12 protein-coding genes are annotated in these 15614 nt (G+C 53.1%); 6 read left to right on the forward strand and 6 right to left on the reverse strand.

All coding sequences use genetic code 11. The features are described 5' to 3' along the window. The first annotated feature begins 2 nt into the window (after nt 1-2). From MFFC18_RS09465 to MFFC18_RS09485, 5 genes are all read left to right on the forward strand, one after another. Complete coding sequence (locus tag MFFC18_RS09465) at nt 3-1454, forward strand: DUF1501 domain-containing protein (protein ID WP_075082258.1); 1452 nt, start codon at nt 3-5, stop codon at nt 1452-1454. 74 nt (nt 1455-1528) lie between these two features. Next, on the forward strand, nt 1529-2110 hold the full coding sequence (locus MFFC18_RS09470; RefSeq protein WP_075082259.1) for a hypothetical protein: 582 nt from the start codon (nt 1529-1531) through the stop codon (nt 2108-2110). Between the two features lie 205 nt (nt 2111-2315). Further along, a complete protein-coding gene (locus MFFC18_RS09475; RefSeq protein ID WP_075082260.1) occupies nt 2316-3614 on the forward strand; it encodes a CpaF family protein in 1299 nt (432 codons plus the stop codon). 114 nt (nt 3615-3728) lie between these two features. Next, nucleotides 3729-4712, forward strand: coding sequence for a type II secretion system F family protein (locus MFFC18_RS09480; protein ID WP_075082261.1), 984 nt, complete (start codon nt 3729-3731; stop codon nt 4710-4712). Between the two features lie 9 nt (nt 4713-4721). Next, nucleotides 4722-5690: a type II secretion system F family protein gene (locus tag MFFC18_RS09485; RefSeq protein ID WP_075082262.1), complete on the forward strand. Its 969-nt coding sequence runs from the start codon at nt 4722-4724 to the stop codon at nt 5688-5690. Between the two features lie 108 nt (nt 5691-5798). Here MFFC18_RS09485 and MFFC18_RS09490 read toward each other — a convergent pair whose 3' ends face one another. The 6 genes from MFFC18_RS09490 to MFFC18_RS09515 form a co-directional block, all read right to left on the reverse strand. After that, entirely contained in the window at nt 5799-7910 is a 2112-nt protein-coding gene (locus MFFC18_RS09490) for a family 20 glycosylhydrolase (protein WP_075082263.1), read from the reverse strand. Between the two features lie 42 nt (nt 7911-7952). Beyond that, nucleotides 7953-8318: a cupin domain-containing protein gene (locus MFFC18_RS09495; protein WP_075082264.1), complete on the reverse strand. Its 366-nt coding sequence runs from the start codon at nt 8316-8318 to the stop codon at nt 7953-7955. A gap of 47 nt (nt 8319-8365) precedes the next feature. Next, the gene (locus MFFC18_RS09500) at nt 8366-9343 is read right to left on the reverse strand and encodes a hypothetical protein (RefSeq protein WP_075082265.1); all 978 of its coding nucleotides are present in this window, start codon (nt 9341-9343) and stop codon (nt 8366-8368) included. Between the two features lie 187 nt (nt 9344-9530). After that, entirely contained in the window at nt 9531-10865 is a 1335-nt protein-coding gene (locus MFFC18_RS09505) for an outer membrane beta-barrel protein (RefSeq protein WP_157665020.1), read from the reverse strand. A 338-nt stretch (nt 10866-11203) separates the two neighbouring features. Beyond that, nucleotides 11204-12796, reverse strand: a complete 1593-nt coding sequence (locus tag MFFC18_RS09510) for an ABC transporter permease (RefSeq protein ID WP_075082266.1) — start codon at nt 12794-12796, stop codon at nt 11204-11206. After that, nucleotides 12793-14187 (reverse strand): hypothetical protein, encoded by a 1395-nt coding sequence (locus tag MFFC18_RS09515; protein WP_075082267.1) that lies wholly within the window; start codon nt 14185-14187, stop codon nt 12793-12795. The genes MFFC18_RS09510 and MFFC18_RS09515 overlap by 4 nt, the downstream gene beginning before the upstream one ends. Nucleotides 14188-14370: 183 nt before the next feature. Between MFFC18_RS09515 and MFFC18_RS09520 the strand changes: the two genes are divergently transcribed. Beyond that, nucleotides 14371-15588, forward strand: a complete 1218-nt coding sequence (locus tag MFFC18_RS09520; protein ID WP_075082268.1) for a HEAT repeat domain-containing protein — start codon at nt 14371-14373, stop codon at nt 15586-15588. The last annotated feature ends 26 nt before the right edge of the window (nt 15589-15614 follow it).

Here is a 15614-nt window from a genome sequence, read left to right on the forward strand (position 1 = left end):
CGATGAATCCAATTGACCAGAACCACCAACACAATACCCGACGTCAATTCTTCGGCCGATCAGCGACCGGAATCGGCGCGGCAGCGTTGGCAACGATGTTTGCGCAGAAAAGTGCCTCGGGAAAAGATGCAAACGGCATCCTTGGCGGCGGACATCATCCGGCAAAAGCAAAACGCGTCATCTATCTAATGATGAGCGGCGGGCCGTCTCACGTCGACATGTTTGACTACAAGCCCGAGCTCGAGAAACGTCGCGGCGAACAGTTGCCTGATTCAGTACGTCAGGGCCAGCGGCTGACCACGATGACCAGCGGGCAGAAACAGCTTCCTGTCCTGCCGCCGTTAAAGCCGTTTCGTCCGCGAGGCAAATCCGGAATGATGTTGTCCGATCTGATTCCGTACACCGGAGAGATTGCGGACGATATTTGTCTGGTCAAGTCGATGAACACCGAAGCGATCAACCATGCTCCGGCGGCAACTTTCTTTCTCACCGGTTCGCAGATTCCCGGTCGGCCGAGTATGGGAGCGTGGTTGTCTTACGGGCTGGGAAATTTGAACGACAACTTGCCGTCGTTCGTTGTGATGAACTCGCGCGATAAAGAAAATACTTGCGGACAACTGCTGTACGACTACTACTGGGGCAGCGGGTTTATCCCGTCGCAACATCAAGGCGTCCGTTTCCGCGGCGGCGGCGATCCCGTGCTGTATCTTTCCAATCCAAAAGGCATGCCGCGGCCACTACGGCGTAAAATGCTGGACCGTTTGGCGGAACTGAATCAGGAAAAGCTGAACGACTACGGCGATCCCGAGATTGAGGCCCGGATCAAACAATACGAGATGGCGTACCGAATGCAAACCAGCGTTCCGGAAGTCGTCGATGTTTCCAACGAGCCAAAACACATCCTCGACATGTACGGTCCGGACGTTCACCGCGTCGGTTCGTTCGCGCGGAACTGTTTGTTGGCGCGGAAGCTGGCGGAACAGGACGTTCGTTTTATTCAGCTGATGCACATCGGATGGGACCAGCACGGAAACATTCCGACGCAACTGGAAATTCAGTGCAAAGACACTGATCAACCTGCAGCGGCTTTGGTTCAGGATCTCAAGCAGCGAGGCCTGCTGGACGACACGCTGGTCATCTTCGGTGGCGAATTTGGTCGCACGGTTTTCGGCCAGGGCGATATCACTAACAAAAAGAAACATGGCCGCGACCACCACGGCCGCGCTTTTAGTCTCTGGATGGCCGGCGGTGGAGTCAAGCCAGGGTTTCAGTACGGCGAAACCTGTCCGTATGCGTGGAATGTTGTCGACAACGGAGTCCACGTTCACGATTGGCAGGCGACGGTGCTGCATCTGTTGGGGATCGACCACGAACTGCTCACGTATCGATACCAGGGCCGGCGATTTCGTCTAACGGACGTCCATGGCCACGTTGTTGATGATATCATTTCCTGATCGCGTCATTCGGTGGACGTTATTGGGTGTCGCCGGATTTGGTGTCATTTTCAAATGCCTAAGTAAATATCCAGATGTTGTTTCTTCCTGCTCTTTTATTCGGACTGCTGGTCCAATGTCTTATTGGGTCTCTGATTGGCGCTGTAATCCTGCGAGCCGCGTGCTCGCTGTTCAACAGATTCTTCGGTGGTGAAAATGAAGTCGTTCCAACGCATCAACCACCGGTTAAACTCGAAGTCGATATCGATGTCTCATCTGAAGCTCCCGTATCTTTCGACAGCCCCTATGCGTCTCCGACGACACCGCTTGCTGCTGGCTATCCCGATCGTCCACCCTGCAAGTTTGGCGTCCCATCCCCCAGTTTTGGCAACGCGTTTCTGATTTGTTTGTCCACGACGCTGATCCAGAATTTCATTGGATTCGCGGTCGGGTTTGCGGCTTCCTATTTCGTGGGCGGCAACAACTGGTTGGCTATTATTTTGCAGCTTGGCGTCATGCTGATCGGGTTTCTTGTGTTGACAGCCATGGTCAAGATTCAGCTGCCTACGACGGTTGGCCGGGCTCTGGGAGTCGCGAGCCTCTTCTTTCTGGTCACAATTGCGATCGTAGCGATTTTGGCGGCCATCATCGCCGCGGTAATGTACGGAACCATGTAAATGTCGCGATGCATGGTTCCTTTAGCGTTTCTTGAATTTTTCCCGCTAAATGTTCTGTATCAGTCATTGCTTGCCCGTCCGGTAAATTCCTGAAACTCCTGAGCTATTTTCCGGACCAGGTTTGACCCGTGAGGTACCTTTTCCAGACCCCGCAGTATCGGGATTGCGCACGGTCTGTAATCAAAACGTACTTCCACGGATTGTCATGAGTACTAACGCAGCAGCTGTATCGGAATACGATCAACTCAAACAGCGAATTCACCAGAAGCTGATCGGCAAACTCGACCTCAGCAAGGTCAACGATCTTGATGGTGAAGTTTTCAAACGCGAGATTCGCGGAATCGTCGAAAGACTCTGCGACAGCGAGCAAAACCTGCTCAATCGCAACGAGCGTGATCGGCTGGTCGAAGAAGTTCTCGACGAAACGTTCGGGCTTGGTCCATTGGAGATTCTGCTGAAGGATCCAAAGATCAGCGATATTCTGATCAACGGTCCCAAGAACATCTACGCGGAACGCGGCGGAAAGATGGAAAAGACCAACGTCATTTTCCGCGACAACGCTCACCTGTTGCAGATCATTGACCGCATCGTTTCGAAGGTCGGCCGTCGTGTCGATGAAACCTGCCCGATGGTGGATGCTCGATTGACGGACGGTTCTCGTGTCAACGCGATTATTCCTCCGCTGGCACTGGACGGTGCCGCGATGTCAATTCGTCGTTTCGGTTCAAATCCACTGAAACTCGAAGACCTGCTCAACTTCAAAGCCTTCACTCCCGAAATGGTGATGCTGCTTGAAGGAGCCATGAAAGCCCGTCTGAACATTATCATCTCCGGTGGTACAGGTTCTGGTAAGACGACCCTGTTGAACACGCTGTCCAGCTTTATCTCTAACGAAGACCGTATCGTTACGATTGAAGACGCGGCTGAAATTCAGCTGCAGCAGGATCACGTTGTGCGTCTGGAAACTCGACCACCGAACATCGAAGGCAAGGGACAGGTCACCGCGACGGATCTGGTGAAAAACTGCCTTCGTATGCGTCCTGAAAGAATCATCATCGGTGAGTGTCGTGGTCCTGAAACGCTTGACATGCTTCAGGCGATGAATACGGGTCACGAAGGTTCGCTGACCACAACGCACGCCAACACGCCGCGTGACTGCATCGCTCGTATGGAGACGATGATCATGATGGGCGGCTTCGACCTTCCGATCAAAGCCATGCGTACTCAGATCGCAAGTGCCGTCGACCTGATCGTTCAGGCCAACCGTTTGCAAGGTGGACCTCGTAAGATCACGGCGATCACGGAAGTCTGCGGTATGGAGAACGACACGATCATCATGCAGGACATCTTCAAGTTCGTCAAAGAAGGTGTGGATGAAAATGGTCGTGCGAAAGGCAAGTTCATCAGTACTGGTGTTCGTCCAAAGTGTATGGACAAGCTGGAGCAGATGGGCATCAAATTGCCGGCCAGTATTTTCCGCGAACGCGTCATGATGGAAGACTAGTTCCGCCGACTGTCAGGCCGAATTCGCCGCTCGGTCGTTTACCTTTTACCGCAACACAGCTTAACAAACCAATCACCGGTACCCGCCGCCACGGTTCAACCGCAGGAAAGCAAAATGGGAACTTACATAATCATTGGCTTGATCACGCTGGGAGTCGCAGGCGCGATCTTCGCAGTTTCGTTGATCTTCATGGGAGACAACGAAAAGCTGGACGATCGGCTTGCCAACCTGACTCGCAACGGCGGTCGCGGAACCGGTGGCCCCGCGGAAGCTGCCCAGAGCTCGATTCTTCGTACGCCGCTTGAAGAAGCGCCGAACATCATCGAATCGCAAATGCAACTGTTGATCAAAACGTTCAACCTACGCAAGTTCATCGAGCAATCGAATGTCGATATCTCTGTCGCCAACTTTATTCTTATGACGCTGGGATTGGGAGTCGGGGTCTCTGTCATTGCCTGTGTCATGCTCCCTGCCAAACTGATCTGGGCTGGCCCGTTGGCTGGCGGATTACTGGCAACGTTTCCATACATTTATATCTGGTTCAAACGCGGACGGCGCCTCAAACGATTCGCGACGCAACTGCCGCAGGCGCTGGACTTGATGGCTCAGGCTCTGCGTGCAGGGCAAAGCTTGCCAGCCGGAATTCAACTGGTGGGCCAACAGGTACCGGATCCCCTGGGGCCGGAATTCCATACCGCCTACGAGCAGCAGAACCTCGGATCGACGATTGTCGACAGCCTTGAGCAAATGTGTACTCGCGTTCCTGACCTCGACCTTCGCTTTTTTGCCACCGCCGTCATGCTGCAGCGGCAAACGGGTGGTGACCTGGCTGAGATCCTGGACAAAATCGGAAAATTGATTCGCGAGCGGATGCAGATCAAAGGCATGATTCAGGCTCTGACCGGTGAAGGTCGAATTTCCGGTGCCGTGCTTTTGGCGATGCCTCCGATTCTTTTCCTGGTGATGCTGAAGCTGAATTACAAGTACGTCATGAAGCTCTTTGAAGAGCCGATGGGACACCAGATGCTTGCCGTTGCGATCGTCATGCAGGTCGTTGGTGCTCTGTGGATCAAGAAAATTATTAACATCAAAGTGTAGGCGACTGAAATGATTATTTTTGCAAATATGATGTTATATGTCACGCCGATTGCGATCTTCGTTGCGATCGCTGTCGGGCTGTGGTTGCTGTTTGACACGTTCCTCAATGGTCAAACGCGCAGCGAGTCTCGGCTCGATGCGATGCGTCGTCGTGCACGTGGCGAAGAAGAGGAAGTAGACAACTCGAATAGCGCTCGAGAGGGCATCAACAAGCTTCTCACGAAAGCCAGCCCGAAGCTGTCGAGCGCGATTCAGCCGAAGAACGAGCAGGACGTCAACAAGCTTAAAGTTAAGCTTGATTCTGCCGGTTTCCGCGGCGAAAAAGCGGTCGAAGTCTTCCTTTCGCTGCAGGTTCTCAGCGGACTGTTCGGCCTGTTCATGGGTGGCATCGGGTCCATTCTGGTCAAAGGATTCTCGACGACGGCTGTGCTGTACGCTTGTGGAATCGCGTTGCTGTTCTTCCTGTTGCCGGGCGTCATTCTCAGCATCCTCGCGGGCAAGCGGAAAGAGAAAATTTTCCTTGGCCTTCCCGACGCACTCGACTTGATGGTCGTTTGTGTAGAAGCCGGTTTGGGTCAGGACCAGGCCTTGCGTCGCGTCTCTGAAGAGCTGGAGAAAGCTCATCCGATCATTGCTGGCGAGTTCAACCAGTGCAACCACCAACTGCAAATGGGTAAGACGCGTGAGCACGTGTTGCAGGAGTTGGCAGAGCGAAATGACGTTGAGGATTTGAACACGTTGGCAAACGTTTTGATTCAGGTGGATCGTTTCGGTACCAGCGTCGGTAAAGCACTTCGTACGCAAAGTGATGCGATGCGTGTCCGCCGCAAGCAGATTGCCGAAGAGAAAGCCTCGAAGACGGCGGTGGCGTTGATCTTCCCTCTGGTTCTGTGCATCTTTCCAGGTATCTTCGTGGTACTGGTCGGCCCGGCTGCGATCACGATGGTCAAAGAGCTGCTTCCGACGATGGGAACGTAAACGCTCCAAACAGATTGCGATCAAGAAAGCGTGACCAATGGTCACGCTTTTTTTGTGCGCGAAATATAGTGATCAACGTTCGCTTTGGCCGCGGAATCGCTTGCGGATCTACTCGAACACCTGGACTTCCACGATCTTCGAGAACGAATCAAACACGTAGCCCTTGTTACCATGGCTGACGATTCGAACGAAGCGAACGTCGCGAGCTTCAAACGTGTGCTCAACTGAGAGTTCTGCCTTGGCCGACTTTTCCAATCGAGAGGCCACTTCCTCAAACGACTCCCCATCGGCGGAAACTTCGACCGAATATTTCTCGAAAGAGCCACTGATCGAATAGGCGACGACCACCACGCGGCCGACCGTCTGAGTTTGCTCCAGATCGATCGTGATTTCCACCGGTTGAGGCTCTGCAGGATACGCCAGATAGAAATCCAGATTTCCAGTCCCACCATCGGTAACCCGTTGCACCGAAAAAGGACTCTCCGACGACACCGACGAAGTAACCGGTTTGCCGAGGGCGAGATTTTTGACCGGAGTCACCGCCTGCAAATGACGTCTTGAACCATGGCCGAGCTGAGCATCACCGTCGAACAATGCAGCTCTGACGGTGGACGATTTTTCGAGCAAAAGTGGACTCGAATAGACATTCGAAGATAACGTCGGTTGCGATCCGTCCAGCGTGAATCGGATTTCGTGTTCCTGGGAATACGAATCGGAAACCGTAAGTTCGACAGTAGTTTTTTCATGGAACACGCCATCGGTTTGATTTGCGAGACCGTCTGCCTTGATCGTCACCGGGTAGAACGCGGCTGACCTTGCTGATTCAATTTTCTCTGCGCGAACCCGGTACGAAGCGAAATCTCGGGCTGCGTCCGGATTCCAACTGACATCGGCAAACGCGATCAATCGCGGCGTGACCTGAGGGAAATAATTCTCTTCGCGGCCTTCCCACCACGGCATGCAGAATCCAATCAGTCGATCGGAAGGCTCAACTTCGATCGGTTTTGCGAATGTCGGAATGCCAGGATTGACGTGTTTGAAACGAGTCAGTTTGAGCGTCTCGTAGATGTGCTGCGCCGACGTCATCGTAAAGTTGGTGCGGGGATAGTGGTCCACCAAATAAAGCGGATCCCAGCCGGCGTTCACGACTCGGTAACCATCGTCGAGCATTTCGTTTGCCGGATAGTTGATCGTCCGCCAGTTGATGTGAATGACTTCCGTATTAACCTTGTTCTCGCCTTCGCCAGGACGTGGGCCTTCCCAGACGATCGTTTCTCGCCCTTTTGATTTCAAGTACGCGTGAAGCATGTTGATCAAATCCCGCTGCGCGACCTCTGGAACGCCGCTGGCTTCATCGCCGCCAACGTGTATCCAGGGCGAAGAAGAAAAAACTTCCATCATTTCATCCAGCAGCGTTTTGATTCCGCGAAGAGCCGTTTCACTGGTCGCAAGATCGGCTTCGCTTTTGCCGAAGACTTCCGGGTAGCGAGAACGAAGCAAACCCGAGTGTCCGGGAACTTCCAATTCGGGAATGATCGTAACGCCGCGTTCGGTCGCGTAAGTCTCCAGTTCTTTGAACTGGTCCAGAGTGATGATACCGTCCCAAAGTTTGGGAAACGCCGTCGAAGGAAACGCAAACCGTTGGTCGTCGGTCAGATGCAGTTGAAGGGAATCAATTTTGTAAAACCAAAGTAAGTCGATCGTTTCCTTTAACAGTTCGACGCTGTGTGGGTTTCGTCCCATGTCGACCATGAAGTTCCGATACGAAACCGTGGGGCTGTCGTTGATCTTCAACTGCGGAATTTGCCCCGCTTTGGCTGATCCGAGAACTTGCAGCAACGTCGCAGTCGCGTGAGAAAGTCCTTTCAACGTTGAAGCTTCAATTTTGATTTGCTCTGCCGAGACCACCAACGAATACGCTTCCTTCGCCATCGAGTCGACTTTTCGGACGTCCAGCAATGCGTTCCCAGACGGTACGAACACCAGGCGATGTCGTCCGTCGGTTATCCGCTCTACGTGTTGGGCCACGATCTGCAGATGCCGATCCCAGGCTGAATTCTCCGGAGAATTTAGGGAAATGTCAGCCGGAAGTTGCAGCGACTGATCTCCGACGACGATCTGCGTTGGAACTGGCAGCAGGTGCGGTGACTGGGCAGACAGACCAGAAACCAAAAACAGCGCGACGGCGACAAACGCGGAAACTGCGAAGTTGTTTTTCATGAAGTGTTTTCGAAGGTGTTAAATAAAGGTGAATTGAAACAGTCAAATTTCAGGATACTTTTCAACCGTAATGTCGGTTATTGAATCGCCCGTGTGGCTGGTGCCAAGTTTTTCGAACATCATCAAATGCACTTCCTCGCCGTCGCGGGTTCGCGGGCAGTGTTCAACACCTTTGGGCACCACGATCATCTCGCCTTCGTTTACGATTTCCGTTCGGTCGCGAAACTGCATCTCCAGCGTTCCTTTTTGAACGAAGAACAGTTCGTCTTCTTTGTCGTGTTGATGCCAGACGAACTCACCGCTGACTTTCGCGATGATCACCTGCATGTTGTCGACCTTCGCAATCCGGCGCGGGTGCCAAAGTTGCGAAAACGAAGCGAGTTTCTCAGCGACATTGATCGGTTTCATCGCGATGGCCTTGACTGGTAAGCGACATTTGAACCGCGTGTTTGCGGCTATCGATTGTTGCGTTTTGGTGGAGTTTCGAAAACGTGTAAATTGACTTTCTCGCCACCCTCGGCATCAATCAACAGCGTCGCATATCCCGCCATTTCCTTCTCGTCAGCGGTGAAGTTTTGAGCGAACGAAATGGTGCGGCGTCCATCGACATACTGCTCGGCAGCCTGTAGATGTTCCAGCGTGAATTCCGGAGCCTTTACTTTTTGCTTTAGCAACGCCTCGTTGACGGATGTCAAAGATGCTTCGGCCTCTTCATCAGAGCCGACTCGAGTTTCCGCGATGATGCGGCGGCAGCGGCTGGCGATCGCAACCATTGACGCCACCGAAGGCACGTCGCTGAATTTGTCGGCGACTTGAGGGAGAGCGTAAACTTCGACCGTGTTGCTATGGTCCCGCAGATTAACTTCCAACTTGGTCGTGGCCGCATCCATCATCATGAATTTGCGTTTTGCAGCAATGTCGGCTTTGATTGATTCTGACGTTATGTCGAAGAATCGGCAGTCATCCGCGATGAACGCCAGAAGTGCTTGAAGCTCGACCAGGTCCATTTGCCCTTCGACTTCCTTGACCAAATTTGTATTTCGCCCGGTCAACACGCGTCCGTCGGGAAAGATTTGCAAGTTTGGAGTCGGCTCGAAACCGTCGGGTAGTTTCATGCGATATCCACCGGTGAAATCCATCACCAACACGGGCGTGTTCACGTCCTCGGGCATGCGGACCTCAATGTCAGACGTCGGTTTCGCTGCCGCAGGTTGATTTTTTGGCTGGCTGCGTTGGACTTTTGGCGCGTTTCCGGGTCTGGATCTGGCCGGCATGTTTTCTGGCGTGGAGTCGGGGACCGGAGCCTGAGCGCTTTTTGTGACTTCAGCGGGTTCGATTGGATCAGCATTCTTCTGACCGTGAAGCGGTTTGTCGAAAACGAAGAATGCCAGTAGCAGGATCGCGAATGGCAGAACTGTTGATAACCAACGCATGTGAGCTCCTTAGGCTTTGTGCATCAAGCGACGACGTGGCGGAAGCTATATTCTTGCCGTCGGCTGCCCGTAAGTCCATCCCGTTGCTCACCAACGCAAAAACGGCAGCCCTAAAAAGGACTGCCGTTAATGGAATCTGTGTGGCAATGGACCGCTACAGTTGCAGCGGATGCATTCAGATCTCAGCTTAGAACAGTGCGATTACGTCAACGCCGAAGTAGCCTTCGTCGTAACCGAGTGCTGGCGACCAGTCGACGCGGTACTCAGGACGCACGATGATGTTCGCGTGCGGCTTGACGTTAACGCCGAAGGTGGCTGCGTAGTAAGAGTGTGAGCCAGTCGCTGGAAGCGTTCCACCGTGTGGAGCGTATCCTGTAAGCGAATCGCCTTTCCACCATTCGATACGTGAGCCAACGCCCAGGCATTCGTTGATGCTGTAAAGGAAGTACTGGTTCAACCCAACGTTGTCTTCGCCGGTGCTGTCAACGCGAAGCATATCGCTTTGAACAACCCAGTTCAACTTGTCGGTCAGAGCTGTATCAACCACAACGCTGTGGCTGTAAGCTTCGCGTCCGCGAGCTCCGAGATCACCAATGGTAGTCATGTAAGTCAGTGTCGAGAACTCACCCATTGGAGCGCTGAAACCACCAAGGAAGCTGCTTCCGTCCTGGAACTGATCGAAACCAGTGTCCCAACCAAGCGTCCAACCAGCGTAAGCAGTGAGGTCGTCTGACAGGTTGAATGTTCCAATAGCACCAGTGTGCGTGAACGGCTCGCTGTTGTACATCGTCATTGCGTGACTGTAGAAGAAGTTGTCGGGGGCAGTCACAACTTCGTAGCCGATCAGCGTGTAGAAGTGACCTACTTTAGCCGACCAGTTGTCGCCAGCGACTTCGCCGTACAACTGTGGAATCGCCCAACCGTAATCGCCACCGCGGCCAAACGTGTTGTCGAAACCACGTGGGTTTCCGCCCAGGTCCTGCGTGTTGCCGAACGCTTGAGTGTCGCCAGAATCGATACCGTACATGGCGTCGAAACGGAAACCAAATCCGAGCTGACCGTTTTCTGATTCAGCAACTTTTTCAGCGTAAAACCAGGCTTGGTGCAGGTTGAAATCTTCCCGGTTCGAATTGAACAGGCCGTTGTTTTCGCTGTGGTAGCCGCCTTGCAGCCATCCACCAAGATTGAAACGTGGCTCTTCGCAGTCGCTTCCGAAAAGCTTCCACTGTTCGCCAAGGTTGCACTCGCCAAGTCCACCGCCGCAACGGCTTCCAATTCGACTGCCCAGTCCGCATCCGTTTCCGAGACGAGTACCGATTCCGCTGCTGCAAGTTGAGCAACCGTAGGCAGACGGGGCTGAGTCGTAAGAGTATCCTGATGTGGTGCCTGAGCAACCGCAATCAGATGTCACTGCGTCCTGATAGACGACAGGAGCAGGTGATGTAGCGTAGGCCGCCGGGGTGGCCTGTTGAGCACTTGCTGAACCAGCAAGTGCAAATGCTCCGCCGATGCATGAAAGCATAGCGAAACGAAAGTTTGAGATCCCCATTTTCAATTCTCCATCATTGGTCTGGGTCCATTACCACTCGGGGACTGCACTTCCATGTCGTCCCGCTTTACAAGCAGTTTCCAGAAAATCGTATCGGAAGAAAAAACTGTTGCTTTGCAAACAAATGGAACGGAAATGCCCTCTTGTTCCTGTCAAATCAACCAATCCTGATAAAGTTTTAGGGTTGTCTTTATTGTAAGTAGAGTTCCCGTGCTATCACTTTTGAGCGTGGTATCGAAACCAAGGCCAGACCGCTCTGAACGCAGTTTGCGATCAAGACTTCACACGGCTGAAATCTGCAAGGACGTTGACTATTTCCCGCCCGGAACAATGTTCTCGAACTCGAACATCGAGAACACAAAATGCACGACCAACACGTAAAGCGTTGCCCATAAAATCGTAGATGTGACGCTACGGCTGACGTCCGCAGAAGAGTACTTAGGCGACATGCCGTTTCGATAGGCGATGATCGCCGTGCCGAAACCGCTGACGAGTAGTTTGGCGATCAGCCAACCGAAGCCCTTATATAAATAGCTCGACCATTGCTCGAGCCCGCGCATTGAGTACTGATGCCAATACTCAGCACCATGCCCCGGATGCGTCGCCAGAAAAGTAACCAGGCTGGTGTACCGCGCTGTGTAATACGCCGCAAAGGTTAGCAGCGGAGTCCCGATTAGAAACGCCCACAGGATCGGTGTTAGCAAAAAGAAGTTGGGTCGATTGCCAAACGTCCTCAACGCGTCTACCTGGTTTCCGTATTGCCGGCCACCGATATCCGACGTAACCGCGGCGCCGCATCGGGCTGCGATCAGGACACAGGACAACACCGGAACGAAAATTCGATAAGTTGCGAAACCCAATGCGGTCAGCAAATCTTCCAATAGCAATGGCTTGGTATAATCCGTAAAAGGCAAAAACTTGAACGTGAAGTAAGTAGTCACGAATCCGGAGATAAATCCGCTGGCGATCAGATACAGGATCGCCGTCGGGCCAGTCACCATTCTCAAAAAGTGCAACAGCGAACGAAGCCCCCAGGTCGGAGACTTCCAAACCGGCAACAGGCTCAGTACTCCCGTGAGCAAAGCCAACATGGCATTGGACGTGGTCTCAAAAAGCGATTTGACTTTTGTCGCCAGACGTTCCAGCGTATTGACGTCCGGCGTTTCCTCTTCGGCCCGAACTTTCGACGCCATTGGAGCAAGCTTTTCCGGAATCGTCGCCCACTGCTCACGCTCGACTTCGACCAGCTGTTTCAGTTGCGGGTCGAGCACGTAGATACGATCCGCGATTGGCATCAGCGAATGATAGTCATGCGTCACGATGACCGAAGTCTTTCCAAATCGAGTGTGCGTGTCCGCGATCAGTTTCGCGACCTGTTGGCCTGTGAACGGGTCCAGTCCCGAAGTCGGTTCGTCGTACAAAATCGCCGGCGGGTTGTAAGCCAACGTTCTGGCGATCGCCAGTCGCTGTCGTTGGCCGCCGCTGAGCCTGGAAGTTGGAACGTTCGCAGGAACGTTTAGCTCGGCCAGGATTTCTTTTGCCGAAACGTCGCTCGCATGAGCACCGCCGCAGGCTTTCGCAAACCGAATGTTTTCGACAGGGCTAAGTTCATCGAACAACGCAAACGACTGAAACACGACTCCAGCTTCGCCGCTTCTGGCCTGTTTTCCATTGATCGTCACGTCGCCCATATACTGGATGGCGTCGCCAAAACCATCGGTCAGGCCCGCGATCAGCCGCATCAGGATTGATTTGCCAACGCCGCTTGGGCCGACGATCAAAGTGATCTGGCCAGCGTCAAACGAAGCGTTCGCATTCTCAAGCAAAACTTTCTTGCCAGCGATCACCGAAAGATCTTTTACTTCGATCCGCGCATTGGAGGACGTCTTGTCCGCAGTTGTCATTCTTGATCCGCTCGTTTGTGCAATACATTTTCAATCGGAGGCGCCGCGGGCATCGGGTACTCGGAAGACTCCAGTTCCGTGAACATCGGAAGCTGGTCCAGATGCGAATCGCTGTGGGCTTCGTTGGATGCAATGATTCGATTGGCCAGTTCTTCGTCACGATTTCCGATCGCTTTCGTGTGCAGCGTCAGCCAACGTTCGTCTTTATGGAGCACCTTGCTGCGAAGCACGCGGGCGAATTGCGGCGTGATGGCTGTTTTCGTTGATCCGAACAGCGTCGCACCAATTTCGGTCACTGTCGGGTCAAGCCGTCGGTTGGCTCGCGCCATCGCCCGCTTGGCTTCCGGACTCTGCCATTTGGATCTTAGAGTTTGCTTCAGCCGTTGGTTGTCGACCAGAACTTCCTGGACAATTGAGGCAACCAGTTCTCGAAACTCTGGGTCTCTGGAAACTTCGTGGATGGATTCCGAAAATGTTTCTTTGACTTTTTCATTGTTCGAAATCCGCGACAACATCTCCTTCTGAACATCGATGAAATCTTCGAGATGATTTTCCAGAATGGGCACCGCTTTTGATTCGACAAACCGATTGAACTCCTTTTCAGTCAGCTTTTTCTCTGGCAGCGGCGAACGGTCGTAGATGTAACGCCAGCCAAACCTCCAAACAGAAACCTCTTGCCAAATCTCCTGTCCAATCGTCTCAGCCAGCGGTCGCGACTCTTCCTGAACGATGGGCCAAATTTCATCCCGAACCAGCGGGACGATTCTCTGCTTTAGTAACTCGTCCTGGTATCGTTGCGAAAGTTTGTCGATCTGTTCGCGGTGATTTTCAATCGCGTTCTTGAAATCTTCCTGGATAATTTTGCCGGCGTCAGCGATGGACTCCTCGATCAGCGGTTGAAACATCGCAACCAGTTCGTCCTGATTGACTTTCCAGGCGTCGGTAATCAGTTTTCCAATCTGTTCCCGCATTTCCGGTGGCATCATCGTACGAACCACCCATTCGACTGACTGGTCGGTTTTGTGCACTTTTAGATAGTCGCCGGGCGTGAGGACTGGAGCATTTCCGTACAGTGTCGCCGTCGCTTTTTTCGTGTCACCAATTCGGTACTCTTCATAGCCTTCGCCGAAATCGATAAATGAAACGTTCCCCACGCGTGTCGTGGTTTCGCCGTCGATCAGGAAAATAGGATCGCCAAAGCCCAGCATTTCATATTGGTGGCTGACTAGTTCGATGGATCGCTTTTGTTTGCCAAAGTATCCGCTGAGCCGTTTCAGGATCGCATTGTCGTCCAGCCGAGAGCGAACCAGCAACAGCAACGCAGCAATCGCAGCGATCCAAATCAGTGCTCCGACGATCGTTTTGGTTTCAGATTTTTTTGGATAAGCCATGTTGGCCCTGAAAATGGTCAAGGTCGACGCTTTCGCAAGACGTTCGCGTCAATAGTTTTACTTCCCACGTCCCTTCGTGGTTTCGAGCTTGTCGAGATCAGAGTATACATAATAGGGTCTAATTCGGCTTGTCGGCTTCTCCGGTGTCAGTGGACAGTAGCGTCTTAAGTTAAGGATAAGTTAATGGGAAACGCCTTTTCGTATGTGGTCGGAATCTTAGTTGCCGGGCTAATTGTGTTCGGGCTCCGATTCGGGATTCAGTTTGCCTCTCCGGCGTACGCCCGACAAGTCCAGGCCGACGCGGTCGACAAGATGAGCCTCGACGACCTGGAAAAGATGCTGCTCCGTGGCAGTCGCAGTGAACAACTTGCGGCGATCACGGCCATTGGAAAAGGGGACGATCAGCTTGATCGTCGAGTCGAACTGATCGCTGCAGCGACAGTCAGTACCGACTTGAGTATTGGTTCGACTTGCAAACTGTCCATCGAGCGAATGGGCGACAAAGCCAAACCCTCTATTCGGAAGTTGCTTGAGTCATCTGATCCGGCGACTCGACGAACTGCTTGTGGTGTCATTCGATACTTGGGAACATCGGGCGATGAGTTCGCTCCGGACATGATCAAATTGCTCAAGGAAGGCGACCGGAACGAGCGTCACGCAGCGATCTATGCGATTCAGGACATGAGTGCGGAAGCGATTGTTCCCGCGCTCGAATACGTCATCAAGGAACTTGACGACCCGAACTTTAACACCCAATGCATCGCTTGCCTCGTGTTGCGTCAAATGGGAAGCAGTGCGGAGCCCGCAGTCGCTCGACTGGTTCAGTTGCTCCAGGAAGGGAACGTCTCGTCGCGAAGTCGCGCCGCGGAAGCCCTCGCTGCCATCGGGCCGGTCGAAGGCTACGACATTCCAGGGTTGGTGGCCGAACGCTTGAAAGCTTTCTCCTACATGGAAAAAGTGAGAGCACTCGACGCATTGGGAGACCTTGGGCCGAATGCGAGTACGCATGTTGAAGAAATCGGGAAACTGATGCGAACTCCCAAGCTCAACACTCAAGCCGCTGCAGCGTTAGCGTACTTCCGGGTCACCGGGAAGTCCGACGAGCCTGTCGATTTGCTGTTGTCTCTGCTCAAAAACAAGAGCACGCGTTTGACCGCGATCGAATGCCTTGGTGGGTTTGGTGAAGCTGCTGCCGAGGCTGTCCCGGCGCTCATTGAGTTTCTCGATGACGAAGAGCTGGCCAATTGTGAAACAGCGGCTTTGACTTTGAAAAGTATTGGCCCGCCAGCTGTCGCAGCGCTTCCGAAACTGAAAAAATTGCTGCAGCACGAAGATTACCTGATCACGGTGGCCGCTCAGGAAGCAATTGATGCGATCTCCAGCGATAACGCCGACCAATAGCATCGGCCAGCCCTGCCATCGCTTGT

Source organism: Mariniblastus fucicola (genome assembly GCF_008087665.1).
GTDB classification, from domain to species: domain Bacteria; phylum Planctomycetota; class Planctomycetia; order Pirellulales; family Pirellulaceae; genus Mariniblastus; species Mariniblastus fucicola.